This is a genomic window from Curtobacterium sp. PsM8 (assembly GCF_030433875.1).
Lineage (GTDB): Bacteria > Actinomycetota > Actinomycetes > Actinomycetales > Microbacteriaceae > Curtobacterium.
The window spans coordinates 16,227-40,770 of the sequence record NZ_JARUXD010000017.1 but is presented as its reverse complement, the minus strand read 5'-3'; the positions used below and the strand labels follow the sequence as shown (position 1 = coordinate 40,770).

The window sequence follows — 24,544 nt, the reverse complement described above, 5'->3', positions numbered from 1 at the left end:
TCGCTAGCGGGTGGTGCCTGGCACCTTCGGTAGTGCGCCACCGGCCGCGGCGTTGCGGTCGGGGCGGAAGTTCGAGAAGTCGGCGCCCGGGACGTCCCGGACGGCTTCGAGCGAGGTCTCGATGGCGTACGCCTCGGAGTCCTCCGGGCCGACGAGGGGCAGCCGGACGCGCGGGCTGCCGATGCGCCCGAGGCCGTGCAGCACGTACTTCGCCGCCACGGTGCCGGGCACGTGGGTCATGACCGCGCGGACGAGCGGCTCGAGGCGCTTGTGCTCGGCGGTCGCGGTCGCCAGGTCGCCGCGGTTCACGGCGTCGACGATGGTGCGGTACGGGGCACTCGTGATGTTCGCGGTCACGCCGATGAGCCCGGTGGCGCCGATCGACAGGTGCGGGAGCACGTTCGTGTCGTCGCCGGAGAAGTACATGAGGTCGGTGTTGTTGAGCACGCGGGACACCTCGGCGAAGTCGCCCTTGGCGTCCTTCACGGCGAGGATGTTCGGGTGCTTCGACGCACGGAGGATCGTGTCGTACGTGATCGGGATGCCGGTGCGGCCGGGGATGTCGTACAGGATGACCGGCAGGTCGGTCGCGTCGGCGATCATCCGGAAGTGCGTGAGGACACCGGCCTGGGTCGGCTTGTTGTAGTACGGCGTGACGATCATGACGCCGTCGGCGCCGGCGCGCTCGCTCTGCTTGTAGAGGTGGATCGCGTGGGCGGTCTCGTTCGAGCCACCGCCGGTGATGATCTTCGCGCGGCCCGCGGCGACGGACTTGCCGACCTCGACCAGCCGGAGCTTCTCCGGGTCGGTGAGGGTGGAGGTCTCTCCGGTGGTGCCGGTGACCACGATGCCGTCGGCACCCGCGGTGATGCAGTCGTCGATGTGCTGCTCGACGCCCGGCCAGTCCACCTCGCCGTCGGCGGTGAACGGGGTCACGAGCGCGACGAGGACCTGGCCGAAGGGATTCTCACGCGTGGACACGGAGACCAGCGTACCGGGCCGAGCGCGCACGGCGTCCGTCCACCCGGACGGTCAGCGGCGGCGCCACTCCAGGAAGCGGTAGCGGGTGCCGGTCCGGGACTCCTGCCAGGGGCCGTCCTCGACGAGCTCCCACGCGTCGTCGATGGTCGGCGCGCGGGTGTCACCGGCGACCACGACGTCGACGATCGTCTCGGCGATGCGGTCGGCACGCGCCAGGGCGTCCTGGTACACGGCACCACCGCCGATCACCCAGACCGGTCCACCGGCCGACTGCGCCTGTCCGATCGCCGCATCGAGGTCGTGGACGGCCTCGGCGCCCTCGGCGTGGAACGCCGGGTCGCGGGTGAGCACCACGTTGCGGCGACCGGGCAGCGGGCGGAACCGCTCCGGCAGGGACTGCCACGTCCGCCGGCCCATCAGCACGGTGCCGGTGCCGGTCACGGTGCGGAAGTGGGCGAGGTCCTCCGGGACGTGCCACGGGATCCCGCCGTCGGCGCCGATGACGCCGTCCGTGGAGCGGGCCCACACCAGACCGACGGAGCCCGCACCACCAGCCCCGTCCACCATCAGACCGCGACCTTGCCCGAGATCGCCGGGTGGTGCTCGTAGCCGACGACGGTGATGTCCTCGTACTCGTAGTCGTCGATCGAGTCGCGCGGGGCGAGCTCGAGCGTCGGCAGCGGGAACGCCGTGCGTGACAGCTGCTCCCGGACCTGCTCGACGTGGTTGTCGTAGACGTGGCAGTCGCCGCCGGTCCAGATGAAGTCGCCGACCTCGAGCCCGGTCTGCGCGGCGACCATGTGGGTGAGCAGGGCGTACGAGGCGATGTTGAACGGGACGCCGAGGAACATGTCCGCGCTCCGCTGGTACAGCTGGCACGAGAGCTTGCCGTCGTTGACGTAGAACTGGAAGAACGCGTGGCACGGGGCCAGCGCCATGTTCGGGATGTCCGCCACGTTCCAGGCCGAGACGATGAGCCGGCGGGAGTCCGGGTTGCTCCGGATCTGCTCGATCACCTGGGCGATCTGGTCGACGTGCTCGCCGGACGGGGTCGGCCACGAGCGCCACTGCACGCCGTAGACCGGTCCGAGGTCGCCGTCCTCTCCCGCCCACTCGTTCCAGATCCGGACACCGTGCTCCTGCAGCCAGCCGACGTTCGAGTCGCCGCGGAGGAACCACAGCAGCTCGTACGCGATCGACTTCATGTGCACGCGCTTGGTGGTGATGAGCGGGAAACCCTGCGACAGGTCGTAGCGCAGTTGGGCACCGAACAGGCTTCGTGTGCCGGTGCCGGTGCGGTCGCCCTTCGGCGACCCCTCCTCGAGCACTCGGCGCAGCAGGTCTTCGTACGGCGTGGGGTTCTCGGTCACGACGTCGAGCCTAAGCGACACGGTCCCGGGCTCACGGTCAGCTGACTGGGTACCGTGGCGGCATGACGCAACAGCCGCTCTCGATCCTGGTCGCCGGCGCATCCGGCTTCATCGGGACGCCCCTGGTCCGTGCCTTCCGTGACGCCGGCCACCACGTCTCGACGCTGGTCCGCCGGGAACCGCGCACCCCGACCGAGTTCCGCTGGGCCCCGGGCGAGCGGCCGCTCGACCCGGCTGTCCTGGACGGCGCGGACGTCGTCGTCAACCTGGCCGGGGCGAGCCTCGGCAAGCTGCCCTGGACGACCTCGTACCGTCGTGCGATCCGGTCCTCCCGGATCGACTCGACGACGACCCTCGTCGACGCGATGCGTGCCGCGAGCACCCCGCCGCGGGTCTTCCTGTCCGGTTCGGCGTCCGGCGTCTACGGCGACCGTCCCGTCGACGTGCTCGGTGACGACGCGGCCGTCGGCACCGGCTTCCTCGCCGACGTCTGCCGTGCCTGGGAAGCGGCGGCCGAGCGGGCACCGGAGGGCGTCCGTGTCGTCTTGCTCCGCACCGGCATCGTCGTCGGCCAGGGCGGCGGTGCCCTCGCGCCGCTGGTCCCCCTGACGAAGGCCGGCGTCGGCAGCCGACTGGGCACCGGTGGCCAGTACTGGCCGTGGATCGCGCTGGAGGACGAGGTCGGCGCGATCGTGCACCTCGCCACCGCCGACGACGTCTCCGGTCCGGTGAACCTGGCCGGCCCCGAGCCCGCCGTGGCCGAGCGGATCACCAGGCGCGTCGCCGAGGACCTGCACCGCCCGTACCTGTTCCGGGTGCCGGCGTTCGCGCTCCGTGCGGTCCTCAAGGACGCGGCCGACGAGATGCTGCTGTCGAACCAGCGGATGGAGCCGACGAAACTGCTCGAGTCCGGCTACACGTTCCGGTACACCCGCGCCGAGGACGCCGTCGACGCGGCGTTCTGAGCGTCGGCGACGCTGAGAGTCGACCAAGGGGCCGGACCCGGGGCCGGGGCGGGGTCACCGCGCGTGGGTCAGTGCCGTCCGCATCGCGGCCCGGGCCCGCTTCCGGTCCCCCGCTGCGTCGTAGACCACTCCGAGGCGGTACCAGACGCGCCAGTCGTCGGGTGCCGCCTCGACCGCTGCCCGGTACTCGGGGAACAGCTCGTCGGCCGCCGCGCGCGCGGGGCGTCCGGAGGGCCGGACGTCCACCACGTCGTCCGGCGCACCGCCCTCGCGCTCGAGTCGGGTGCCGAGCCGGGTGATCCGCAGGCCGAAGCGGAGTTCCAGCACGAGCAGCACCGCGCCGATGACGGCGATGACGATGAGCGCGACGCCGATCCCGATGCCGACCGGGATCCCCGTCGACAGGAACGCGACCGCCCGCTGTCCGACGAGCACGATGTAGACGACGAGCAGGACGGTCATCAGCAGCACGCCCCAGAGCGGTGACCGGAGGCCTCGCACGACCGCCCCTAGCCGATGCCGAGGACGGAACCGAGCCCGACCGTCAGGCCGCGCATCGACCCGACGGCCTGCAGTGCCGCGCGGATGCCGGGCAGGTACGCGGTGTCGTCGCCGGTGTCGTGCCGGATCGTCAGGGTCTCGCCGGGGCCGCTCAGCACGACGTCCTGCACGGCCTTCACGCCGGGCAGTCGGAGCGAGTGGATCGGCACGCTCGCGACCTGCTGGCCGCGGGCCCGCTGGTCCACGTGCGGCGCGTCGACCGGTCCGACGTCACGACGGGCGTCGGCGATGAGTTCGGCCGTCCGGACCGCGGTGCCGGACGGTGAGTCGATCTTGCCGGCGTGGTGGCTCTCGACGATCTCGACCGAGGGGAACCACGGAGCCGCGATCGTGGCCAGGTGGGTGCCGACGACGGAACCGATCGAGAAGTTCGGGACGACGAAGGCGCCCTGGTCGGGGCGTGCCTCGAGCGCGGTCCGGAGCGTGCCGAGTCGCTGCCCCGACCAGCCGGACGTGCCGACGAGCACGTTCGCCCCGGTCGACAGGGCGTTCTCGACGATGGCCGGGCTGAGTGCCGGGACCGTCACGTCGACGACGATCCGCGCCCCGGCGAACACCGAGCCGTCGGCCTCGTGTGCGCGGTCGGCGGACGACAGCCGGGCGACGAGCGCGAAGTCGGGCAGTTCCTCGACGACGGCCGCCACGAGGGCACCGAGCCGACCGGAGGCGCCGACGACGGCGACGGGAGTGACCATGCCCCCATCCTAGGATCGGGGCATGCCCGACGATCGCAGCCAGGTCACCGTCCGTACCGTCAGCGCCGGTGCTCCGGAGGTCGACGTCCTGCTCGACCGGTACCTCGACGAGCGCGAGGCGACCTTCCCGAGCGCGCAGGGCACCTACACCCGGAAACGCACCCCGACGCCCGAACTCACCCCGCCGAAGGGCACCTTCGTGGTCGCGTACGACGGGGACACACCGCTCGGTTGCGGCGGGCTCCGGCGCATCGCGGACGACGGCGGCGACGTCCGCTTCGAGGTGAAGCACGTCTTCGTCCTGCCCGAGGGGCGTGGCCGCGGGGTCGCGACCGCCGTGATGGACGTCCTCGAGCAGGCCGCGGTGGACCTCGGCGCGACGAGCATCGTCCTCGACACCAACGACGCGCTGGTCGCGGCCGGCGCGATGTACCGCAGTCGCGGCTACGACCGGGTGCCACCCTTCAACGACAACCCGAACGCGACCGCCTGGTACCGCAAGCCGGTCCGCTGACGCACCACGGGCCTCCCGGGAGGCACGGTGCCGGTCCGACCCGCCGGTCGCGACCCGCAGATCGCGACCCGCAGACGGGCCTGACCCTAGAGCGGCTGCGGCACCGGCAGGCCGGTGCGGAGTTCGACCGGCAGGTGCGCGAGGTCGTTGAGCGTGACGAGCTCAGCGGGCTTCGCCGAGCGGATCCGGATGATCGTCAGCGAGCTGTGCGCCACGTTCGTGCCCATCCAGCGCCACTCGGGGGCCTGGAAGACCTCGCGGACGAACCAGCCGATGACGGCGTTGTGGGTGATGAGGAGGTCGTGCCGGTCCTCCATCGCGGGGGTGAACCACTCCGCGACGGCATCGCCCATCTGTGCCTGACCGGCGACGATCTCCTCGTCGGTGATCCCGCCGTACCAGCCCTTGTAGGCGTGCGGCATGTCGGGCGTCGGGCCGGACGGGATGCAGTCGAACAGCAGGGTGGACGGCTCGGGCTGGATCGCCGGCAGACGCTGCTGCAGGAAGGACGCGGTCTCGCTCGGCGCCTCGAGCGGGGAGTGCCAGACGCCGTCGAAGGGCACGCCGCCCAGGCGGTCGGCGATCAGCATGGCCTGACGCTTGCCGCGTTCCGAGAGCTTGCCGTCGCGGAGGCCGTGCTCGGCGTCCTGGTGTTCGCCGTGGCGGACGAGGTAGAGGTAGTGCGACATCGTGGAGTTCAACCGTCGATCCCGAGCGCCGCTGCCAGGCGCTCGCGCTGGACGTCCCCGACGACGGCGGTCACCGTCGGTCGGGTCAGGAGGTCGCGTGACAGGTCGAGCACATCGGCGGCGGTCACGCGGTCCACCCGCTCGAGGGCGGTCGCGAGGTCGGTGAACTCGCCCGTGCCGAGCTCGGCGCGACCGAGGCGGGTCATCCGGGCGTCGGAGTCCTCGAGCGAGAGTGTCAGCGCGCCTTCGATCTGGCCCTTCGCGCGTCGGAGCTCTTCGTCGGTGATGCCGTCGTCGGCCATCCGGCGGAACTCGCCGTCGATGATGTCGATGACCCCGGCGACGTTGTCCGGAGCACAGCCCGCGTAGACGCCGAAGGCTCCGTTGTCGAGGTAGGCCGGGGCGAAGGAGGACACGGCGTAGGCCAGGCCGCGGCGCTCGCGCACCTCCTGGAAGAGCCGGGAGCTCATGCCGCCACCGAGCACGGCGTTGAGCACGCTGAGCACCGGACGGCGGTCGTCGCGGAGGTCGAGGCCCTGCGACCCGCGCAGCATGCTGACCTGCTCCGTCGGCCGGTGCACGACCGCCAGCGACGACTCGACCGGGTCGGCGGCAGGGCTCGCCTGGCGACGGGCGAGGGGCACTGCGGGGGATGCGTCTGCGAAGACGGCCTCGACCAGGGCGCAGAAGTCGTCGTGGTCGACGGCGCCGGCGGCGGTCACGACGATGCCGTTCGGCTCGTAGTGCTCGGCGTAGTGCGCCATCACCTCGTCCCGCTGGACTTCGCGGATGCTGTCCGGGGTGCCGCCGATCGGGCGTCCCAGGGCGTGCCCGTCGAAGGTGGCGGCGAAGAAGGCCTCGCCCGCGACGTCGGCCGGGTCGTCCGCGGCCATCGCGAGCTCTTCGAGGATGACCCCGCGCTCGATGTCGAACGCCGAGTCCTCGAGCGTGGAGTTCGTCACCATGTCACCGATCACGCCCACGGCCATCGGGACGTCGGTGTCCCGGACCCGGGCGTAGTAGCAGGTGTACTCCTTGGCGGTCGCGGCGTTGTGCTCGCCACCGACGGAGTCGAAGGCGACGGCGATGTCGAGGGCACTGCGCTCGGTCGTGCCCTTGAAGAGGAGGTGCTCGAGGAAGTGCGTCGAGCCGAACTGTCCGGCCCGTTCGTCACGCGATCCGACACCGACCCAGTACCCGATGCTCGTGGAGTGGACGGACGGGACGGCTTCGGTGAGCACACGGACGCCCGAGGCGAGAACGGTGCGCCGGACGAGGGCTCCACCGGACGTCACGAAGGACGTTTCCGGAGCCTCGAGCGGCAGCGGCACTGGGCGGTTCATCGTCATGACTCTACTGAAGCGCGGACACCCGTCGCCCAGTTTAACGGGCTGGCGGGGCACGCCACTCGAAGTGGGGTACAAGAATTGCGGACAGACCGACTCGTCTGTCTGTCCTCCTCGTGCTACAGTGATGTCACCGGGTCGAGAGCCCCCCTAGATCTCGACCCGGTGGCTCGGGACATCAGTCCTGCGCGGCAACGAGTCCCCCCACTCCGCCGCGGAGCCGATGACCCAAGGAGAGCCACGCTGTGACGGTCGATTCCCCCCAACCGACCGTCCAGCGTCTCCTGGGTCAGCGTCTGCAAGGACCGGCCCCGAGCACCCAGAACCTTCCGTCGCCGGACGGGTCGAGCGTCCCCCCGGCTCCCCGTTCCGGCGGCGCGAAGGTCCGGATCCTCGAGACGGCCCTCCGGCTGTTCTACGAAGAAGGCATCCGCGGCGTCGGCGTCGACCGCCTCATCTCCGAGGCGAGTGTCACGAAGGCGACGTTCTACAAGCACTACGGCTCGAAGGACAACCTGATCCTCGCCTACATGCACGAGCAGCATGCCCGCGTGCAGGCCCGCATGGACCGGATCGTCACCGGCGCGGACGCCCCGGAGTCAGCGGTCCGCGCCTGGGTCGACGCCCTGGCCGCCGAGGTCAACCAGGCCGAGTTCCGCGGCTGCGCGTTCCTCAACGCCGCCGCCGAGTACCACGACCCCCGCGACCCGGTCCGACAGGTCGTCGCCATGCACCGCGACTGGTACACGGAACGCCTCGGCGACCTGCTGCAGGACTCCGGTCACCCGCTGCCGGGCGACGGCGCCGACGAGCTCATGCTCGCGCGCGACGGGGCGATGAGCGGTGCCTACGCGGGCGATGCGATCGCCGCGACGGCAGCACTCGGCCGCGTGGCCGAGCGCGTGCTCGCCGCCTGAGCGCAGCTGCCTGAGCACTCCCCCGGGTCGTTCCCCGGTTCCGTCGGGTCGGCGGGTGTTGGCTCGGAGCATGACCAACGACCCCAACTGGAACCTGCCGGACGTCCCGACCTTCGACCTCACCAGCCCCGAGTTCACCGACGGCGGCACGCTGCCGCAGGAGGCCCGCGGCGCTGACGCCGGCGGCGCCGACCGCTCCCCCGAGCTGACGTGGTCCGGCGCACCCGAGGGCACCCAGAGCTTCGTCCTCACCGTGTACGACCCCGACGCCCCGACCGGCTCCGGCTTCTGGCACTGGACCCTGTCGGACATCCCCGCCTCGGTCAGCTCGCTGCCACAGGGCGCCGGCACCGACGATGCCCTGCTGCCCGCCGGCGCCACACGCCGCCGCAACGAGTTCGGCACCGACACCTTCCTCGGTGCCGCTCCGCCCGCCGGCCACGGCCTGCACCGCTACGTCTTCACGCTGAGCGCGCTGGACGTCCCGACGCTCGAGGTCCCCGCCGAGGCGACCCCGGCCGTCGTCGGCTTCATGTTCCGCGAGCACCTGCTCGGTCGCGCGCAGCTCATCGGCATCCAGGAGACGCCCGCCTCCTGACCGCACGACAACGGCCGCCGTCCAGCAGGACGGCGGCCGGTGTGGGCGTCAGGTGATCAGTGATCAGCCTTCGGCGGGGACCTCGGTGTGGGTGCCGTGGTCGTCACGACCCTCGGTGTCGACCTCGTCGGCCACGACCGGGGCGAGCGAGAGCTTGCCACGGTCGTCCACCTTGGTGACCTCGACCAGGATCTTCTGGCCGACGCCCAGGACGTCCTCGACGTTCTCCACACGCTTGCCACCGGCGAGCTTGCGGACCTCGGAGACGTGCAGCAGACCGTCACGACCCGGCATCAGCGACACGAAGGCACCGAACGTCGCGATCTTGACGACCGTGCCGAGGAACTGGTCCCCGATCTCCGGGTTCGTCGGGTTCGCGATCGCGTTGACCTGCGCACGCGCGGCCTCGGCGGACGGGCCGTCGACGGCACCGATGTAGACCGTGCCGTCGTCCTCGATCGAGATGTCGGCGCCAGTGGTGTCCTGGATGCCGTTGATCGTCTTGCCCTTCGGGCCGATCAGCTCGCCGATCTTGTCGACCGGGATGTTGACCGAGATCACGCGCGGGGCGGTGTCGGCCATCTCGTCGGGTCCGTCGATGGCCTCGTTGAGGACGCCGAGGATGGCCGAACGGGCTTCCTTGGCCTGCTTCAGCGCGGCGTCGAGCACGGACGACGGGATGCCGTCGAGCTTGGTGTCGAGCTGGATCGCGGTGACGAACTCGGAGGTACCGGCGACCTTGAAGTCCATGTCACCGAGTGCGTCCTCGGCACCGAGGATGTCGGTCAGCGCCGCGTAGCGGGTCTGGCCGTCGACGGTGTCGGAGACGAGGCCCATCGCGATGCCCGCGACCGGGGCCTTGAGGGGCACACCGGCGTTGAGGAGCGACAGGGTCGAGGCGCAGACGGAACCCATCGAGGTGGAACCGTTGGAGCTGAGCGCCTCGGAGACCTGACGGATGGCGTACGGGAACTCCTCGCGCGACGGCAGCACCGGCACGAGGGCGCGCTCGGCGAGGAAGCCGTGCCCGATCTCGCGACGCTTCGGCGAACCGACGCGACCGGTCTCACCGGTCGAGTACGGCGGGAAGTTGTAGTGGTGCAGGTAGCGCTTCTTCGTGATGGGCGACAGCGAGTCGATCTGCTGCTCCATCTTGAGCATGTTCAGCGTGGTGACGCCGAGGATCTGCGTCTCGCCGCGCTGGAACACCGCGGAACCGTGGACGCGCGGGATCACGGCGACCTCGGCGTCGAGCGGACGGATGTCGGCGAGGCCGCGACCGTCCATGCGGATCTGCTCGGTGAGGATGCGGCCGCGGACGACCTTCTTCGTGACCGACTTGTACGCGGCACCGACCTGGCTGTTGGCGACCTCGGGCAGCGTGCCCGCGGCGACCTGCTCGGCGATGGCGGCCTTGACGCGCGAATTGAGCGCGTCGTCGGCGTCCTGGCGCTCGGTCTTGGCGGCGATCTTGTAGACGTCACCGAGCTCGGAGAGCGCGAGGGACTCGACGGCCGCGTAGACCTCGTCGGCGTAGGGCGGGAAGACCGGGAAGTCCTGGATCTCCTTGGCCGACTGCGCGGCGAGCTTCGCCTGCGCCTCGACGAGGGCCTTGAGGAACGGCTTGGCCGCTTCGAGGCCCTGCGCGACGACGGACTCGTCGGGCTTGGTGGCGCCGCCCTGGATGAGGTCCCAGCTGTGCTCGGTGGCCTCGGCTTCGACCATCATGATCGCGACGTCTTCGTTGCCCGCTTCGTCGGTGACGACACGGCCCGCGACGGTGAGGTCGAAGACGGCCTCGGCCAGCTGCGACGCCTTCGGGAACGCGACCCACTGGTCGGTGCCGTTCGCGCCCGGGATGAGCGCGAGACGCACACCGGCGATCGGGCCGGAGAACGGCAGACCGGAGATCTGCGTGGACGCGGACGCGGCGTTGATGGCCAGCGCGTCGTAGAACTCGTCCGGAGCGATGCTCAGGACGGTGATGACGATCTGGACCTCGTTGCGGAGGCCGTCGACGAACGACGGGCGCAGCGGCCGGTCGATCAGGCGGCAGACGAGGATCGCCTCGGTGCTGGGGCGGCCTTCGCGGCGGAAGAACGAGCCGGGGATCTTGCCGGCGGCGTACGAGCGCTCTTCGACGTCGACCGTCAGCGGGAAGAAGTCGAAGCCCTCACGCGGGTGCTTGCCGGCGCTGGTGGCCGACAGCAGCATGGTCTCTTCGTCGAGGTACGCGGCGACGGCACCCTGTGCCTGCTGCGCGAGACGACCGGTCTCGAACCGGACCGTCCTGGTGCCGAAGCGACCGTTGTCGATGGTCGCTTCCGCGAACTTGATCTCGGGACCCTCCATAGAGGATGCCTCCTTGCGTTTTTCGTGCAGCAGACCAGGCCTCGGGCACACTCGTGCACGTGCGCTCCACGACGCGGAACGCATGTCTGGCCAGCAGTAGAAGCACACGGGACGACAACCGGCCCGGACGCCACCACCGATGACCAGCTTCGTGCCGGTCTGCGTGCGATGTCATGGTTCGTCTCGGGGAACGGTCCCCAGACCAGCCGACCTTAGCATTCCGTGGTGGACGAGCGGCGGTGCTCCAGGAGAACGGGCGTGTCCTCACCTAGCCTGCTGGCATGCCTCGGAATCCCACCTTCGTCCGTCGGCCGCACGGGCGACACGTCCTCTTCGCCGTCACCGTGCTCGTCGGCGCCCTGGTCGTCCCGGTGGTCGGTGCTGCGCCGGCCTCCGCCACGGACTACCCGACGTGGCAGGACGTGCAGCGCGCGAAGGGGAACGAGCAGGCCAAGCAGACCGAGGTCACGAGGGTCCAGGCAGCCCTGAAGTCGGTGCAGGCCGATGCCGCCGCGAAGTCGCAGGTCGCCCTCGATCGCTCCGCGGAGGCGACGCAGGCCGAGGCGGACCTGGCCCAGGCCACCCAGACGGCCACGAGCCTCCAGGCCCACGCGGACCAGGCGGCGGAGACCGCGAAGCGTGCGCAGACCCGGGCCGGGCGGCTGGCCGCGGACCTGTACCGCGACGGCTCGACCGACCAGATGACGACGCGGATCGCGACCGCCGGCAACCCGGATGCGCTGCTCTACCAGCTCGGCGCACTCGACCAGCTGTCCACGACGTGGGCCGGCGTGCTCGACGACGCCTCGGTGTCGGCGAAGACGGCGTCCTCGCTGCACGACCAGGCTGCTCGGGCCGAGGACGAGCGCGCCTCGCTCGCGGCCGCGGCCGAGGCGAAGGCGGCGACCGCGAAGGTCGCCCAGCAGCGTGCGGATGCCGCGGTCGCGTCGACCGAGTCGCACAGCGACGAGCTCTACCAGCAGCTAGCGACACTCCGGGACTCGACCGCCGAGACGCAGCGTCGCTACGAAGTCGGACAGGCGGTCGCCGCGCAGGCCGCGGCGCAGGCGGCAGCGGCGCAGGCAGCCGCCCAGGCCGCGGCGGCAGCAGCGGCGGCACCCACCCCGTCGGGCGGGGCGTCATCGGGCAACGACTACCCCAGCACGGACGGCGTCGCGGTCGACCCGGCCGCCGCGCAGGCCTACGCACGGAGCGTCCTCGGCAGCTACGGCTGGGGCGACGACCAGTTCGGCTGCCTGGTGTCCCTGTGGACGCAGGAGTCCGGCTGGCGCGCGAACGCCCTGAACGCGTCGAGTGGTGCCTACGGGATCCCGCAGGCACTGCCGGCGTCGAAGCTCGCCGCCGCCGGAGCGGACTGGCGGACGAACGCGCAGACCCAGGTGAACTGGGGTCTTGCCTACATCAAGAGCAGTTACGGGACGCCGTGCGGCGCCTGGAACCACGAGATGAGCGTCAACCCGCACTGGTACTGAGTGGCGGCAGGGCTGCGGCTAGCGCTGCGCCCCACCGAGGAGGGACGCGAAGTCCACGACCTCCGGCAGGGCGTCCGCCGGCTGCGGCTGCCGACGGGAGGCCCGCATCATCCACGCCAGGTCGGCTCCGGCCCGGCGGATGCGCGCGTCGAGCGTGCCCGCGTCGTCGCTCCCCCAGTCGTCGGTCGCGGCGAAGACCCCGGTGGGGACGACCGCGGCGCGCAGGTAGGCGAAGACCGGACGGATGCCGTGCTCGAGGGCGAGCGAGTGGCGTGCGGTGCCACCGGTCGCACCGAGCAGCACGGGCATGTCGGTGAGGGCGTCCTTGTCGAGGACGTCGAGGAAGGACTTCGCCAGGCCGCTCATGCCGGCGGTGAAGACCGGGGTGACGAAGACGACGGCGTCCGCCTCGACGACCGTCGCCATCGCGGTGGTCAGGGCCGGGGCGGCGAAGCGCGTGAGCATGGCGTCGGTGATCTCGTGCGCCAGCGGGCGGAGGTCCACGTTCCGGACTTCCACCCGGTCCCCGGCGACGGCGCTGTCGGCCGACAGGGCCTCGAGGGTCGCGGCGCCGAGGCGGTCGGCGAGCAGGCGGGTCGAGCTGGGCTCGGAGAGACCGGCGGAGACGACGGCGATGGTGGTCATGGAGACTCCCGACTTTCGATGCGTTTGCATGAACAGTAGCAGGAACCGTCGACGCCACACACGCATTCCCGCGACGGATGCGCTGGGAACGGCCCGGGCCCGGGCCCGGGGACGACAGAAGCCCCGTCCCTCGCCAGGAGGAACGGGGCTTCCGATCAGCAGGACTGCGCGGTGGCAGTGCTCCGGCTGTGACTAGCGGCGCAGGCCGAGACGCTCGATGAGCGCGCGGTAGCGGGCGATGTCGACGTCGGAGAGGTACCCGAGGAGACGGCGGCGCTGACCGACCATGAGGAGCAGACCACGACGCGAGTGGTGGTCGTGCTTGTGCTCCTTGAGGTGCTCGTTCAGGTCGTTGATACGACGCGTCAGAACGGCGACCTGGACCTCGGGGGATCCGGTGTCGCCCGGGTGGGTCGCGTACTCTTCGATGATCTCCTGCTTGATCTTCGCGTCAAGTGCCATGGAGGATCCCCTTTCCTGCTCTGCGTGAGAGCTCTGTCCGTTGCGCGGTGCCCACACCTGATGTGTGAGCGCTCTTGATCCGCGGCCGTTCGACGGCAACCGAACGAGCATACCAGAGCAGGGACGCGCCGACGGGGCGCGGTCGCTCAGACCGTCCGTGCCCGCAGCGGCCGGCGACGGCGTCGACGCTCGGGCAGCATGCTCCGCACGAACCCGACGAGCGTCGCCCCGAGCAGGCCGCCCATGCCGTTCGACAGCACGTCGCGGGGGTCGGCCACCCGGGCCGGCAGGTACTCGGCCTGCGCGAACTCGATCCCGACCGACAGCCCGACCGCCACCAGGGCGCCGAGGATCCACCAGCGTCGGGGCAACCACAGCGCGGCGATCACCCCGACCGGGACGAACATCGCGACGTTCGCCAGGAACTCGGTGCGGTCGTACGTGAACCAGGCACCGTGCGGCAGGTGCTGCACCCAGGCGATGGCGTGCAGGACCAGCGAGTTCTCGGCCGACGTGAACACGTGCGGGGTCAGCGTCATCCGGTAGATCACCCAGGCGTAGCCGCCGGTCAGGGCCAGGAGGAGCAGTTTCCGCAACATCAGGTCAGTCTGGGGCACGCCTGCTGTGCAGCGCCCTGGCATCGCATGACGATGGGATGGGAACATGACGGCAGCAGCGGACGCGGGTCGGGGGCGTCGCGCAACAGGGAGGAACGGCCGATGCCGAGACCGGAACGCGCATCGTCCACGCGTCAGTGGGTGTGGATCGGGATCGTCGGCGCGCTCGTCGTGGCCGTCGTCGTGGCGGTGAGCGTGGTGCTGCCGCACGGCGCTGACCGCCCGGTCGCCCACCGCAAGAGCGTTGCCCAAGCGTGGCCCGGCGGCCTCGCGCGCCAGCCGTCGACCGCGAACCAGGCACGCTGGCACGAGACGGCCGCGCGGAAGGCGGGTCGGGCCTCCACCGCGGACCGCCTCGCCGTGATCGCGGACCAGCCGGTCGCCACCTGGCTGACGAACCCGTCCGTGCCGGAGACGGTCGCGACCGTGCAGCGTGTCCTGGCGTCGGCGCGCGAGCAGCGCGCGACCCCGGTGTTCGTGCTCTACGCGATCCCCGACCGCGACTGCGGACACTGGTCGAGCGGCGGCACCGCCGAGGACGCCTACCTGCCGTGGGTCCGCGCGGTCGTCCGCGCCCTCGCCGGCTCGCACGCCGTCGTCCTGGTCGAGCCGGACTCGATCGCGCAGATCGCGGTCTGCGAGCGACTGCGGGACACGCGGCTGCCGCTGCTCCGCAAGGCCGTGACGGCGCTCACCGGGCACGGGCTGACCGTGTACCTGGACGGCGGCAACGAGAACCGGGTACCGGTCCGGACGATGGCCGACTGGCTGCGGCGCGCGGGCGTCGACCGGGTGCAGGGCTTCGCCACGAACGTGTCGAACTTCTACCGCGTCGACCAGGAGCGCGCCTACGCCGACGAACTCGCCGACGCGATCGGCGGTGACCCGCACTTCGTCATCGACGTCTCGCGGAACGGTCAGGGCTGGCGCGGGGACTGGTGCAACCCCGAGGGCGCCGGGCTCGGACAGCTCCCCCACGTCACGCTCGGCACGACCCGGCTCGACGCGTTGCTCTGGGTGAAGACGCCCGGCCTCAGCGACGGCAGCTGCAACGGCGGACCGGCCGCCGGGCAGTGGTGGGAGTCGTACGCGCTCGCCCTGGTCGAGAACCGCAAGCGCGACTGACGCGCGCACCACGGCCGGGAGGCCCGACACCGGTCCGCCTGTCGGCCGCCGGTGGTTGCATGTCGCCATGACCAGCCGTCGCCTGCGTTCCGTCGTCCCGCCGTACCTCCTGCGCGCCGTCGCGGCGGCACCCGAGGACCGCTTCCCCCGTGCCGCCTCGGCCGCGCGGACCGCCCTCGCCTCGATGGACCTCGTGCAGGAGCCGAAGCGGGCGACCGGGCTGCGCGCACCCCGGAGCGTGGGCACGCCGGACACCTCGCCACAGCGGACGATCGCCACCGCGGCCGGCACGACGACCCTGCCGGGCACGGTCGTCCGACGCGAGGGCGACGGCGACACCGGGGACGCCGCCACCGACGAGGCGTACGCGGGCCTGGGCGCGACGCACGCGTTCTGGCTCGACGTCTTCGGACGGGTGTCCATCGACGGCGCCGGACTGCCCCTCGACGCCACCGTGCACTACGGCCAGGAGTACGACAACGCCTACTGGGACGGGCAGCGGATGGTGTTCGGCGACGGGGACGGCGAGGTCTTCCGGCGCTTCACGATCGCGGTCGACGTGATCGGGCACGAGCTGGCCCACGGAGTCACGCAGTACACCGCCGACCTGGTCTACCAGGGGCAGTCCGGGGCGCTGAACGAGTCGATGAGTGACGTCTTCGGCTCGCTCGTCGCCCAGTACGCGGCCGGACAGACCGCCGAGCAGGCCACGTGGCTGATCGGCGAGGGGCTGTTCACGGATGCCGTGCACGGAGTCGCCCTCCGCTCGATGGGCGCTCCCGGCACCGCCTACGACGACCCGGTGCTCGGGAAGGACCCACAGCCGGCGACCATGGCGGACTACGTCGAGACCGCCGAGGACCAGGGCGGGGTGCACCTGAACTCGGGCATCCCGAACCACGCGTTCTTCCTCGCGGCGACCGCGATCGGCGGGCCGGCGTGGGTCGGTGCCGGGCAGGTCTGGTGGGACGCCCTGACCTCGGCCGAGGTGTCCGCGTCGATCGACTTCGCCGGGTTCGCGGCCGTCACGGTCCAGGCGGCGGCGACGCGGTTCGGGGCGGAGTCCGCCGAGCACACCGCCGTGACCGAGGCCTGGCGTGCGGTGGGCGTGCTGTCCTGACGCCCTGCGGGTGCGGCCGGTTCCGGGTTCGGGTTCGGATTCGGGTTCGGGTCCGGGCTCGGGGTCGGAGGGCGTAGGTTCCGGTCATGCAGATCGTCGTGCGTCGCAGTGGCGGGTTCGCCGGCCTGACCCGTGCCTGGCAGGTCGACACCGACGCCCGGCCGGACGCCGACCGGTGGGCGGAGCTCGTCGGGGCACTCCCCCGCGATGCGGCCGTTCCGGACGCTGACGCCCCTACGCCGGACGACTTCGTCTGGACCGTGACCGTCGCCCGCACCACGGTGACGATCCCGGGCCGCCGGCTGGACGGGCCGTGGGCGACGCTCGTGGCCGAGGTGCGGGACCAGGGCGAGCCGGCCTGACGGACGGGTGTCGGGCCTCCCGTCAGGCGATCTCGACGACCGTCAGGCGACCTCGATGACCGTCAGGCGGCGGGTCGGACGGGTCATCGCGACGTAGACCGCCGCAGCCGCGCGGGCCGCGTCGGACCCGACCCGGTCCGGGTCGACGAGCAGCACGCCGTCGAACTCCAGGCCCTTCGCGTCGGCACCCGTCAGCACCGTGAGCGAGCCCGGACGCGGCGAACCGAGCCCGCGGACGTCGGCCTCGGTGCGGGCCAGGCGCTCCCGGACGGCCGTGACGTCGGCTTCCGGCACGATCACGCCGATCGTCCCCGCGCCGATCAGGTCCCGCTCGCTGTCGACCCGGCGGACGACGGTGTCGAACAGGTCCGCCCGGTCGACGCGCAGCCGCTCGACGGGGTCGCCGTCACGGACCGCCTCGTTCGCGGTCACCGTGAGTCCGGCCGAGGCGGCGAACGCCCCGGCGGCCTCGACGATCGAGCGCGGCGTGCGGTAGTTCACGGTCAGCTCTTCCAGCCGCGAGTCCAGCGGCACCTGCGGCGCACGACCACGACGGCGTCGGGAGAGCGCACCGCGGACGTCGTCCCAGGTGCGGGCGGCACCGGGCGAGGAGCCCTGCGCCATGTCGCCCACGATCGTGAAGGACCGCAGCGGGTTCCGGCGGGCGAGGATCCGCCACTGCATCGGCGAGAGCTCCTGCGCCTCGTCGACCACGATGTGCCCGTAGGTCCACTCGCGGTCCTCGGCGGCACGCTCGGCCGTGGAGCGGGGGTCGCCGCCCTCAGCGAAGGCCCCGGCCACCTGTTCCGCGCTGACGATGCCCTCGACGCCCATGTTCTCGATGGCCTGGCGGGCGTTCTCGATGTCGCGGTTGCGGCTGGCCTTCGCCTGCCGCTTCGCCGCACCACCGGTCGGGTCGAACTCGCCGAGCAGCTCGGCGGCCTCGTCGAGGAGCGGCACGTCCTCCACCGTGAAGGCCGCACCACGCTCGCGTCGGAGGAGTTCGCGGCGCTCGGGGCTCCAGTTCGGGGTCAGCGACGCCAGCCAGTTCGGGCGGGCGTAGAGGTCCTCGAGGAACTTCTCGGCCGGTAGCGGCAGCCACGCGGTGTTGAGCAGGACGCGGGCGTCGTACGAGCTGCGGATGTCCTCGCGCAGTACCTTCTCGTCCGCCTCGTCGACCGTGGTGCCGCGATGCCGCAGCTGGTCGGCGAGCAGGCGGGTCATGGCGTCGAGCGCGTTCTTGTTGAACGACACCCGGGCGACGTTGTGCGGCTTGCCGCGGTCCTGGGCGCGGCGCATCGCCTCGGCCACGAGCTGCGGCGGGACGACGAGTCGCTCGCCCTCGACGTCGAGCGTCACCGACTCGGTCGGGACGACCTGGCGTGAGCGGACGGCCCGCCGCAGCAGGTCGGCCATCTCGCCCGAGCCCTTGACCGCGGCGACGTCCCGGCGGTCGTGGACCGTGGTGTGCAGCCCCGGGTACAGCGAGCCGAGCGACGCCATCACGACGCCGGTCTCGCCGAGGGACGGCAGCACCTGCTCGATGTAGGTGAGGAACGCCGGCGACGGGCCGACGACCAGGACGCCGGAGCCCCGGAGGCGCTCGCGGTACGAGTAGAGCAGGTACGCGGCGCGGTGCAGTGCGACGGCGGTCTTGCCGGTGCCGGGGCCGCCCTGCACGATGAGCACACCCTCGAGCGGGGAGCGGATGATGCGGTCCTGCTCACCCTGGATGGTGGCGACGATGTCCGTCATCCGGCCGGTGCGCTCGGCGGTGACCGCGGCGAGCAGCGCGCCCTCCCCCTGCAGGTGGGTGCGCTCGTCGTCGTAGAGCGTGGCGTCGAAGACCTCGTCCTCGACCCCCACGACCGTGCGGCCCTCGAGCGTCAGGTGCCGACGGGCGCGCATGCCCATCGCGTGCGCCGCAGTCGCCTGGTAGAACGCGCTGGCACCGGGCACACGCCAGTCGAGCAGCAGCGGACGGTGGTCGGCGTCACGGAGGCCGACCCGACCGATGTACCGGAAGGCGTCCTCGTCGGCCGGCGGGTCCTGGACCTCGAGCCGGCCGAAGACCAGCCGGTCACCGACGCGTTCGAGCGTGGCGACGGTGTCCTCGTAGAGCCGGGCGAAGGCATCGCGCTCGGTGCGGCTCTGGTGGTTGCCGCCGACGGTCTGTCGGCGGGTCTCGGCGAGTCGCTGGGCAGCTTCGGCCGTCAGCTCGTCGAGTCGGTGGAAGAGACCGTCGACGTAGCCGCGTTCACGGTCGATCTCGGTGGGTTCGGAAACACGCGCTTCGGACACTCGCAACCCTTCGGGACAGGGGGACCAATCGTATCCCCCTGCCCCGGTCGGGCTCGACGCGAACGCGCCCGGCTACATCTCTTCGTGCGTGTCCGGGTCGCCGTCCCACAGCCGACCACGCTCGAGCGCGGAGATGGCCTGGACCTCGTCGTCGCTCAGCGTGAAGCCGAACACGTCGAGGTTCTCGCGCTGGCGGTCCGCATCGCCCGACTTCGGCACCGGGACGGCACCGAGCTGGACGTGCCAGCGGAGCACGACCTGGCCGGCCGACACCCCGTGCGCGGCGGCCGCGGCGGTGACGGGCTGCTCGGTGAGGAGCTCGGACTGCTTCGCGAGCGGGCTCCAGCTCTCGGTGACGATGCCGAGCCGCTGGTGCACGGCGCGGAGCTCGGTCTGCGGGAAGTACGGGTGCAGTTCGACCTGGTTGACGGCCGGGGCGACCCCGGTGGCGTCGATGATCCGGTCGAGGTGCTCCGGCGTGAAGTTCGAGACACCGATCGAGCGGACCTTGCCGCTGTCGCGGAGGTCGACGAACGCCTTCCAGGTCTCGACGAACTTGCCGACCGACGGGTTCGGCCAGTGGATCAGGTACAGGTCCAGGTGGTCGAGCCCCAGGTTCGCCAGGGTCTCGTCCACCGAACGGTGCGCCTCGTCGTAGCCGTGGTGGCGTCCCGGCAGCTTCGACGTCACGACGAACTCGTCGCGCGGCACGTCGGCGCGGCGGACCGCTTCGCCGACCGCGTCCTCGTTGCCGTAGTTCAGTGCGGTGTCGAGCAGGCGGTACCCGCTCGTGATCGCCGCACCGACCGCCTGGATCCCCTCGTCCCCGTCGAGCGAGTACGTGCCGAGGCCGAGCGCCGGGATCCGGTGCCCGTCGTTCAGCTCGAGGGTCGGGACCGCCGGGACGCCCGCCATCAGCGGACGCCGAGCAGGTCGATGACGAAGATCAGGGTCTTGCCGGACAGGAAGTGTCCGCCGCCGGCCGGGCCGTAGGCGAGCTCCGGCGGGACGACGAGCTTGCGGCGGCCGCCGACCTTCATGCCGGGGATGCCCTCCTGCCAGCCGCGGACGAGGGCCGCGAGGGGGAAGTCGATCGGTTCGCCACGGCCCCAGGAGCTGTCGAACTCCTCGCCGGACTCGTACTCGACGCCGGCGTAGTGGACCTTGACGGTCGAGCCGGACTCGGCGACGGCGCCGTCACCCTCGACGATGTCGGTGATGACGAGGTCGGTGGGGGCCGGGCCCTCGGGAGCGTCGAACTCGGGCTTGCTGTTCAGGTCAGTCATGTCCGTCAGTCAACCAGAGAACGAAACGGGGCCCCGCAGGCGGCCTCCAGGCCACAGAATGGTTCCACCGTGACACCAGATGCCCCCGCGAAGCCCCGCCGCTCCCTGTTCGCCGACCTGACCCCGCTCCGCCGCTCTCCCGCTTTCGCTCGACTCTGGATCGGCAGCTCGATCGCCGGCATCGGCACGATGATGACGAGCGTCACCGTCGGGCTCGAGGTGTACGAGATCACCCGCTCGACCTTCATGGTGTCCCTGGTCGGCGTGATCTCCCTGGTGCCGATGATCCTGGCCGGTCTGTACGGCGGGATGCTCGCGGACGCGTTCGACCGCCGCACCGTCGCCCTCGTGTCGGCCGTCCTGGCGTGGGTGTCGACCGCGATGATCGCCGCGCACGCCTGGCTCGGCCTGGACAGCGTCGTCCTGCTCTACGTCCTGGTCACGGTGAACGCCGTCGCCGGCACCGTCATCGGTGCTTCCCGCGCCGCCATCGTGCCGCGCCTGGTCGGCATCGAGCTGCTGCCCGCGGCGAGCGCGCTGAACAGCATCAGCGCCGGCTTCTCGGTGACGGTCGGTCCGGCGGTCGGCGGGGTCCTGGTCGCCGCGTTCGGCTTCGCGCCCACGTACACGGTCGACGTCGTCCTGTTCAGTGCGGCGTTCCTCGGGGTGGTCACGCTGCCCCGGATGGCCCCGGAGCACGACGCCCTGCGCCCCGGACTGTCGTCGCTGATCGAGGGGGCGAAGTTCCTCCGGCGCTCCCGCAACATCACGATGACCTTCGTGCTGGACATCATCGCGATGACCTTCGGGCAGCCCCGCGTGCTGTTCCCCGCCATCGGCGCCCTGGTCGTCGGCGGCGGGTCGATCACCGTCGGGGCCCTGACCGCGGCGTACGCGATCGGTGCGCTGCTGTCCGGCATCTTCTCCGGCCCGCTCGGCCACGTGCGACGCCAGGGTGAGGCCGTCGGGTGGGCGATCACGGTCTACGGCGGGGCGATCGCGGCGTTCGGTGTCGTCGTCGCCTGCGCGCACCTCCTCGGCGGGCGGCCGTCCGAGACCTTCTCGACCGGGATCCTGCCGGCGCTGGTGCTCTGTGCGCTGTTCCTCGCGGTGGCCGGCGGTGCGGACAACGTGAGCAGCGTGTTCCGCGGGACGATCCTCCAGGCCGCCGCACCGGACGGCATGCGCGGTCGACTGCAGGGCATCTTCATCGTCGTCGTGACCGGCGGCCCGCGGGTCGGCGACCTGTACGCCGGGCTGGTCGTCGCGGCCGGGTTCGCGTACCCGCCGGTGATCGGCGGTGTCCTCATCATCGCGTTGGTCGCCCTGCTGCTCCGGCTGGTCCCCTCGTTCCGCCGGTACGACGCCCTGCACCCGAACGCGAACTGACGGAGCCGGTACGGTCGACCCCATGCCGGCGAGCCGCGAACGCGACCTGCGCCGCTCGGGTGTCCGGGCGGTGGTGCGTCGGACGTACCACTCGGTCATCCGGCACCGGGTCGTCGACTCGGCCGCATCGCTGACGTTCTTCGCGCTGCTGACCGTGTTCCCGACGGCCCTGACCGTGGTGTCGCTGCTGGCCGTCGTCGACCAGGGCGGGGACAGCGTCGCGGACGTGATCGGGATCCTCGGCGTCATCGTGCGGCCCGAGACGGCCGAGCACCTCGAGACCCCGCTGCGGCAGCTGCTGACCCTCGACAACCCGTGGCTCGGCGCGACCGTCGGACTCGTCCTGACGCTGTGGTCGTTGTCCGGGTACGCGACCGCGTTCGGCCGGGCGATGAACACCGCCTACGAGGTCGAGGAGGGCCGGCGGATCTGGAAGTTCCGCAGCATGATGCTCCTCGTCACGCTGCTGATCATGGTCGGCGGCGCCGTCGCCCTCGTGATCCTGCTCGGCACCCCGGTGATCTCCGCCGCGATCGTGCAGCAGGTCGGCTGGCCGTCCTGGGTGGACGACGTCTGGAACGTCGCGAAGTGGCCGGTGCTCGTCGCGGACCTGGTGGTCATGGTCGCCGTGCTCTACACCGCCACCCCCAACGTCAAGACGCCGCAGCTGCGGTGGGTCTCCGCTGGCGCCGGCTTCGCGATCGGCACCTGGGCGATCGCCACGGTCGGCTTCGCGGTCTACGTCGAGACGATCGGCGGCGGCAACCGCGCCTACGGCTGGCTCGGCGGGGCGCTGCTGCTGCTCGTGTACCTGTACATCTCGAACTTCGTGCTCGTCGTCGGCGGGGAGCTCGACTCCGAGGTGATCCGGATGCGCCAGTTGCTCGCCGGCATCGAGGCCGACGAGACCATCCGGCTGCCGCTCCGCGACGTCACCCGGAACTTCACGCTGGCCCGGTGGCGGGACCAGGACATCGCAGCGGCGGCGCAGGTGCGGGCCGCGGCGGCGGAGCTCCCCGACGACGAGGCCTCACCTGAGGACGACGAGCTCCGGCGGGTGGCGGGGCAGGTGCGCGCGGGCGAGCGGCCGATGCCCTGACGGACGGGAGGCGCGTGGCGGGGCCGCCACGGGCCTCCCGTCCGTCAGGGGGTCCAGCCCGTCTGCCTGCAGGCCTGCGTATCGGGTCAGGCCTGCGGCGGACGCGGGGCCGCGTCGCGGGCGTGCTGCTGGAGCATCGCCTCGGTGATCACCGGGATCGCCCCCGTGGCCATCTCGATGCCGGACAGGCGCGCCGGGCTGAGGACGCGGTGCACCTGGTGCTCGTCCATCAGACCCGCCGCGATCACCAGCGTGGATATCGGCGTCGAGGTCGTCAACGCCGTGTGCGCGATCGACGCCGCCGCCGAGTAGCCGATGTACGGCGTCAGTGCGGTGACGACACCGACGTTCGTGTCGACCTGGGCCGCGAGCTTGGCCTCGTTCGCCTCGATGCCGATGACGCAGTGCTCGCGGAGGGTGGCGCACCCGCGGGCCATCCACTGCAGCGACTGCAGGATCGAGTGCGCGATGATCGGCTCGAAGGCGTTGAGCTGCAGCTGCCCGCCCTCGGCCGCCATCGTCACCGTGGTGTCGGCCCCGGCGACGGCGAACGCGATCTGGTTCACGACCTCCGGGATGACCGGGTTGACCTTGCCGGGCATGATCGAGGACCCGGCCTGCCGCGGCGGCAGGGTGATCTCACCGAGGCCCGCCTGCGGCCCCGACGCCAGCAGTCGCAGGTCGTTGCAGATCTTGGACAGCTTCATCGCACTGCGCTTGACCGTGCCGGACAGCGTCATGAACGAGCCGGCGTCACTCGTCGCCTCGATGAGGTCCGGCGCGGTGACGACGTCGATGCCGGACGCATCGGCCAGTTGTCTGCGGACCTCGTCGCGGTAGAGCGGATCCGCGGTGATGCCGGTGCCGATTGCGGTCGCGCCGAGGTTCATCTCACCGAGCAGCGGCACCACGCGGCGGAGCTGGACGACGTCCTCCTGGATGGTGTGCGCGAAGCCGGTGAACTCCTGCCCGAGCGTCATCGGCACGGCGTCCTGCAGCTGCGTCCGACCCACCTTGAGGACGTCCGCGAAGGCGCGGCCCCGCTCGGCGAACGCGTCCGACAGCTGCTCCAGCTGGTCGGCCAGACGGCGCACCCCGTAGATCATCGCGATCTTGATGCTCGTCGGGTACGTGTCGTTCGTCGACTGGCTGCGGTTCACGTGGTCGATGGGGTGCAGGTACGCGTAGTCGCCCCGCTCGCGGCCGAGGAGCTCGAGGGCCCGGTTCGCCAGGACCTCGTTCGTGTTCATGTTCGTGCTCGTGCCGGCGCCGCCCTGCACCACGTCGACGACGAACTGGTCGCGGAGGGCACCGTCACGCACCTCCTGCGCGGCACGGTCGATGGCGTCGGCACGCTCGTCGTCGAGGACCCCGATCGCCCGGTTCGCCCGCGCAGCCGCCTGCTTCACCGTCACCAGGGCCGCGACGAGGTCCGGGTACACCGCGATCGGCACGGAGGCGATCGGGAAGTTCTCCATCGCCCGGAGGGTGTTGATGCCCCAGTACGAGTCGACGGGCACCTCCCTCGAGCCCAGGGAATCGGTCTCGGTGCGGGTGGCAGCGCTCGTCACGTGGTGTTCCTCTCCGTCGCGGGTCACGTGTCGAGGGTAGTCCGCGACCGTCCGGCCGGTGCGGGAGGCGCGGGCGCGGCGGGCGC

25 protein-coding genes are annotated in these 24,544 nt (G+C 71.5%); 10 read left to right on the top strand and 15 right to left on the bottom strand.

The window, feature by feature from the left end:
• Positions 1-3: 3 nt before the first annotated feature.
• From dapA to QCD68_RS06045, 3 genes are read right to left on the bottom strand one after another with little or no spacing between them, the layout of a single operon-like run.
• A complete protein-coding gene (gene dapA / locus QCD68_RS06055; RefSeq protein WP_301222395.1) occupies positions 4-981 on the bottom strand; it encodes a 4-hydroxy-tetrahydrodipicolinate synthase in 978 nt (325 codons plus the stop codon).
• A gap of 51 nt (positions 982-1,032) precedes the next feature.
• Entirely contained in the window at positions 1,033-1,548 is a 516-nt protein-coding gene (locus QCD68_RS06050) for a dihydrofolate reductase (protein WP_301222394.1), read from the bottom strand.
• On the bottom strand, positions 1,548-2,351 hold the full coding sequence (locus tag QCD68_RS06045; protein WP_301222393.1) for a thymidylate synthase: 804 nt from the start codon (positions 2,349-2,351) through the stop codon (positions 1,548-1,550). Before QCD68_RS06045 ends, QCD68_RS06050 begins: the two co-directional genes overlap by 1 nt.
• Positions 2,352-2,413: 62 nt before the next feature.
• Here QCD68_RS06045 and QCD68_RS06040 point away from each other — a divergent pair, with 62 nt between their 5' ends.
• The gene (locus QCD68_RS06040) at positions 2,414-3,316 is read left to right on the top strand and encodes a TIGR01777 family oxidoreductase (RefSeq protein WP_301222392.1); all 903 of its coding nucleotides are present in this window, start codon (positions 2,414-2,416) and stop codon (positions 3,314-3,316) included.
• Positions 3,317-3,370: 54 nt separating this feature from the next.
• Here the strand turns inward: QCD68_RS06040 and QCD68_RS06035 are convergent, their stop codons facing one another.
• Positions 3,371-3,817: a tetratricopeptide repeat protein gene (locus QCD68_RS06035; protein ID WP_441005171.1), complete on the bottom strand. Its 447-nt coding sequence runs from the start codon at positions 3,815-3,817 to the stop codon at positions 3,371-3,373.
• Positions 3,818-3,825: 8 nt separating this feature from the next.
• Positions 3,826-4,572 carry a 4-hydroxy-tetrahydrodipicolinate reductase gene (locus tag QCD68_RS06030; protein ID WP_301222391.1) on the bottom strand — a complete coding sequence of 249 codons (747 nt, stop codon included), beginning with the start codon at positions 4,570-4,572 and terminating at the stop codon, positions 3,826-3,828.
• 22 nt (positions 4,573-4,594) lie between these two features.
• Here QCD68_RS06030 and QCD68_RS06025 point away from each other — a divergent pair, with 22 nt between their 5' ends.
• Complete coding sequence (locus QCD68_RS06025; protein ID WP_301222390.1) at positions 4,595-5,086, top strand: GNAT family N-acetyltransferase; 492 nt, start codon at positions 4,595-4,597, stop codon at positions 5,084-5,086.
• 86 nt (positions 5,087-5,172) lie between these two features.
• Here the strand turns inward: QCD68_RS06025 and QCD68_RS06020 are convergent, their stop codons facing one another.
• Positions 5,173-5,775 carry a histidine phosphatase family protein gene (locus QCD68_RS06020; RefSeq protein ID WP_111075506.1) on the bottom strand — a complete coding sequence of 201 codons (603 nt, stop codon included), beginning with the start codon at positions 5,773-5,775 and terminating at the stop codon, positions 5,173-5,175.
• Between the two features lie 8 nt (positions 5,776-5,783).
• Complete coding sequence (locus QCD68_RS06015; protein ID WP_301222389.1) at positions 5,784-7,118, bottom strand: M16 family metallopeptidase; 1,335 nt, start codon at positions 7,116-7,118, stop codon at positions 5,784-5,786.
• Between the two features lie 248 nt (positions 7,119-7,366).
• Between QCD68_RS06015 and QCD68_RS06010 the strand changes: the two genes are divergently transcribed.
• Entirely contained in the window at positions 7,367-8,038 is a 672-nt protein-coding gene (locus tag QCD68_RS06010) for a TetR/AcrR family transcriptional regulator (protein ID WP_221850565.1), read from the top strand.
• Between the two features lie 70 nt (positions 8,039-8,108).
• A complete protein-coding gene (locus QCD68_RS06005) occupies positions 8,109-8,636 on the top strand; it encodes a YbhB/YbcL family Raf kinase inhibitor-like protein (RefSeq protein WP_301222388.1) in 528 nt (175 codons plus the stop codon).
• 63 nt (positions 8,637-8,699) lie between these two features.
• Here the strand turns inward: QCD68_RS06005 and QCD68_RS06000 are convergent, their stop codons facing one another.
• The gene (locus tag QCD68_RS06000) at positions 8,700-10,988 is read right to left on the bottom strand and encodes a polyribonucleotide nucleotidyltransferase (RefSeq protein WP_301222387.1); all 2,289 of its coding nucleotides are present in this window, start codon (positions 10,986-10,988) and stop codon (positions 8,700-8,702) included.
• A 281-nt stretch (positions 10,989-11,269) separates the two neighbouring features.
• On the opposite strand from QCD68_RS06000, the gene QCD68_RS05995 reads away from it, so the two are divergent.
• Positions 11,270-12,481 carry a coiled-coil domain-containing protein gene (locus QCD68_RS05995; RefSeq protein ID WP_301222386.1) on the top strand — a complete coding sequence of 404 codons (1,212 nt, stop codon included), beginning with the start codon at positions 11,270-11,272 and terminating at the stop codon, positions 12,479-12,481.
• Positions 12,482-12,499: 18 nt separating this feature from the next.
• Here the strand turns inward: QCD68_RS05995 and QCD68_RS05990 are convergent, their stop codons facing one another.
• The 3 genes from QCD68_RS05990 to QCD68_RS05980 form a co-directional block, all read right to left on the bottom strand.
• The gene (locus QCD68_RS05990; protein ID WP_301222385.1) at positions 12,500-13,126 is read right to left on the bottom strand and encodes a CE1759 family FMN reductase; all 627 of its coding nucleotides are present in this window, start codon (positions 13,124-13,126) and stop codon (positions 12,500-12,502) included.
• A 192-nt stretch (positions 13,127-13,318) separates the two neighbouring features.
• A complete protein-coding gene (rpsO, locus tag QCD68_RS05985) occupies positions 13,319-13,588 on the bottom strand; it encodes a 30S ribosomal protein S15 (RefSeq protein ID WP_110823867.1) in 270 nt (89 codons plus the stop codon).
• A 146-nt stretch (positions 13,589-13,734) separates the two neighbouring features.
• On the bottom strand, positions 13,735-14,187 hold the full coding sequence (locus QCD68_RS05980) for a VanZ family protein (protein ID WP_301222384.1): 453 nt from the start codon (positions 14,185-14,187) through the stop codon (positions 13,735-13,737).
• 120 nt (positions 14,188-14,307) lie between these two features.
• Between QCD68_RS05980 and QCD68_RS05975 the strand changes: the two genes are divergently transcribed.
• The 3 genes from QCD68_RS05975 to QCD68_RS05965 all read left to right on the top strand — a co-directional run bounded on the left by QCD68_RS05975 (position 14,308) and on the right by QCD68_RS05965 (position 16,812).
• Positions 14,308-15,330 (top strand): glycoside hydrolase family 6 protein, encoded by a 1,023-nt coding sequence (locus tag QCD68_RS05975; protein WP_290156608.1) that lies wholly within the window; start codon positions 14,308-14,310, stop codon positions 15,328-15,330.
• 67 nt (positions 15,331-15,397) lie between these two features.
• Positions 15,398-16,450: a M4 family metallopeptidase gene (locus QCD68_RS05970; protein ID WP_301222383.1), complete on the top strand. Its 1,053-nt coding sequence runs from the start codon at positions 15,398-15,400 to the stop codon at positions 16,448-16,450.
• A gap of 86 nt (positions 16,451-16,536) precedes the next feature.
• Positions 16,537-16,812 carry a protealysin inhibitor emfourin gene (locus tag QCD68_RS05965; protein ID WP_301222382.1) on the top strand — a complete coding sequence of 92 codons (276 nt, stop codon included), beginning with the start codon at positions 16,537-16,539 and terminating at the stop codon, positions 16,810-16,812.
• A 42-nt stretch (positions 16,813-16,854) separates the two neighbouring features.
• Here the strand turns inward: QCD68_RS05965 and QCD68_RS05960 are convergent, their stop codons facing one another.
• The 3 genes from QCD68_RS05960 to QCD68_RS05950 all read right to left on the bottom strand — a co-directional run bounded on the left by QCD68_RS05960 (position 16,855) and on the right by QCD68_RS05950 (position 20,399).
• The gene (locus QCD68_RS05960) at positions 16,855-19,113 is read right to left on the bottom strand and encodes a HelD family protein (RefSeq protein ID WP_301222381.1); all 2,259 of its coding nucleotides are present in this window, start codon (positions 19,111-19,113) and stop codon (positions 16,855-16,857) included.
• Between the two features lie 72 nt (positions 19,114-19,185).
• Positions 19,186-20,028, bottom strand: coding sequence for an aldo/keto reductase (locus tag QCD68_RS05955; protein WP_301222380.1), 843 nt, complete (start codon positions 20,026-20,028; stop codon positions 19,186-19,188).
• A complete protein-coding gene (locus QCD68_RS05950; protein WP_111045050.1) occupies positions 20,028-20,399 on the bottom strand; it encodes an FKBP-type peptidyl-prolyl cis-trans isomerase in 372 nt (123 codons plus the stop codon). The genes QCD68_RS05955 and QCD68_RS05950 overlap by 1 nt, the downstream gene beginning before the upstream one ends.
• A gap of 69 nt (positions 20,400-20,468) precedes the next feature.
• On the opposite strand from QCD68_RS05950, the gene QCD68_RS05945 reads away from it, so the two are divergent.
• A complete protein-coding gene (locus QCD68_RS05945) occupies positions 20,469-21,788 on the top strand; it encodes an MFS transporter (protein ID WP_301222379.1) in 1,320 nt (439 codons plus the stop codon).
• A gap of 22 nt (positions 21,789-21,810) precedes the next feature.
• The gene (locus QCD68_RS05940; protein WP_301222378.1) at positions 21,811-22,887 is read left to right on the top strand and encodes a YihY/virulence factor BrkB family protein; all 1,077 of its coding nucleotides are present in this window, start codon (positions 21,811-21,813) and stop codon (positions 22,885-22,887) included.
• Positions 22,888-22,973: 86 nt separating this feature from the next.
• Here the strand turns inward: QCD68_RS05940 and QCD68_RS05935 are convergent, their stop codons facing one another.
• Positions 22,974-24,485 (bottom strand): aspartate ammonia-lyase, encoded by a 1,512-nt coding sequence (locus tag QCD68_RS05935; protein WP_301222377.1) that lies wholly within the window; start codon positions 24,483-24,485, stop codon positions 22,974-22,976.
• Between the last annotated feature and the right edge of the window lie 59 nt (positions 24,486-24,544).

Bases quoted from the DNA above. Each gene is read 5' to 3' on its own strand.
- QCD68_RS06050 (WP_301222394.1), bottom strand. From the start codon at position 1,548: ATGGTGGACGGGGCTGGTGGTGCGGGCTCCGTCGGTCTGGTGTGGGCC.
- QCD68_RS06040 (WP_301222392.1), top strand. From the start codon at position 2,414: ATGACGCAACAGCCGCTCTCGATCCTGGTCGCCGGCGCATCCGGCTTC.
- QCD68_RS06030 (WP_301222391.1), bottom strand. From the start codon at position 4,572: ATGGTCACTCCCGTCGCCGTCGTCGGCGCCTCCGGTCGGCTCGGTGCC.
- QCD68_RS06025 (WP_301222390.1), top strand. From the start codon at position 4,595: ATGCCCGACGATCGCAGCCAGGTCACCGTCCGTACCGTCAGCGCCGGT.
- QCD68_RS06020 (WP_111075506.1), bottom strand. From the start codon at position 5,775: ATGTCGCACTACCTCTACCTCGTCCGCCACGGCGAACACCAGGACGCC.
- QCD68_RS06015 (WP_301222389.1), bottom strand. From the start codon at position 7,118: ATGAACCGCCCAGTGCCGCTGCCGCTCGAGGCTCCGGAAACGTCCTTC.
- QCD68_RS06005 (WP_301222388.1), top strand. From the start codon at position 8,109: ATGACCAACGACCCCAACTGGAACCTGCCGGACGTCCCGACCTTCGAC.
- QCD68_RS06000 (WP_301222387.1), bottom strand. From the start codon at position 10,988: ATGGAGGGTCCCGAGATCAAGTTCGCGGAAGCGACCATCGACAACGGT.
- QCD68_RS05995 (WP_301222386.1), top strand. From the start codon at position 11,270: ATGCCTCGGAATCCCACCTTCGTCCGTCGGCCGCACGGGCGACACGTC.
- QCD68_RS05990 (WP_301222385.1), bottom strand. From the start codon at position 13,126: ATGACCACCATCGCCGTCGTCTCCGCCGGTCTCTCCGAGCCCAGCTCG.
- rpsO (WP_110823867.1), bottom strand. From the start codon at position 13,588: ATGGCACTTGACGCGAAGATCAAGCAGGAGATCATCGAAGAGTACGCG.
- QCD68_RS05980 (WP_301222384.1), bottom strand. From the start codon at position 14,187: ATGTTGCGGAAACTGCTCCTCCTGGCCCTGACCGGCGGCTACGCCTGG.
- QCD68_RS05975 (WP_290156608.1), top strand. From the start codon at position 14,308: ATGCCGAGACCGGAACGCGCATCGTCCACGCGTCAGTGGGTGTGGATC.
- QCD68_RS05970 (WP_301222383.1), top strand. From the start codon at position 15,398: ATGACCAGCCGTCGCCTGCGTTCCGTCGTCCCGCCGTACCTCCTGCGC.
- QCD68_RS05965 (WP_301222382.1), top strand. From the start codon at position 16,537: ATGCAGATCGTCGTGCGTCGCAGTGGCGGGTTCGCCGGCCTGACCCGT.
- QCD68_RS05955 (WP_301222380.1), bottom strand. From the start codon at position 20,028: ATGGCGGGCGTCCCGGCGGTCCCGACCCTCGAGCTGAACGACGGGCAC.
- QCD68_RS05950 (WP_111045050.1), bottom strand. From the start codon at position 20,399: ATGACTGACCTGAACAGCAAGCCCGAGTTCGACGCTCCCGAGGGCCCG.
- QCD68_RS05940 (WP_301222378.1), top strand. From the start codon at position 21,811: ATGCCGGCGAGCCGCGAACGCGACCTGCGCCGCTCGGGTGTCCGGGCG.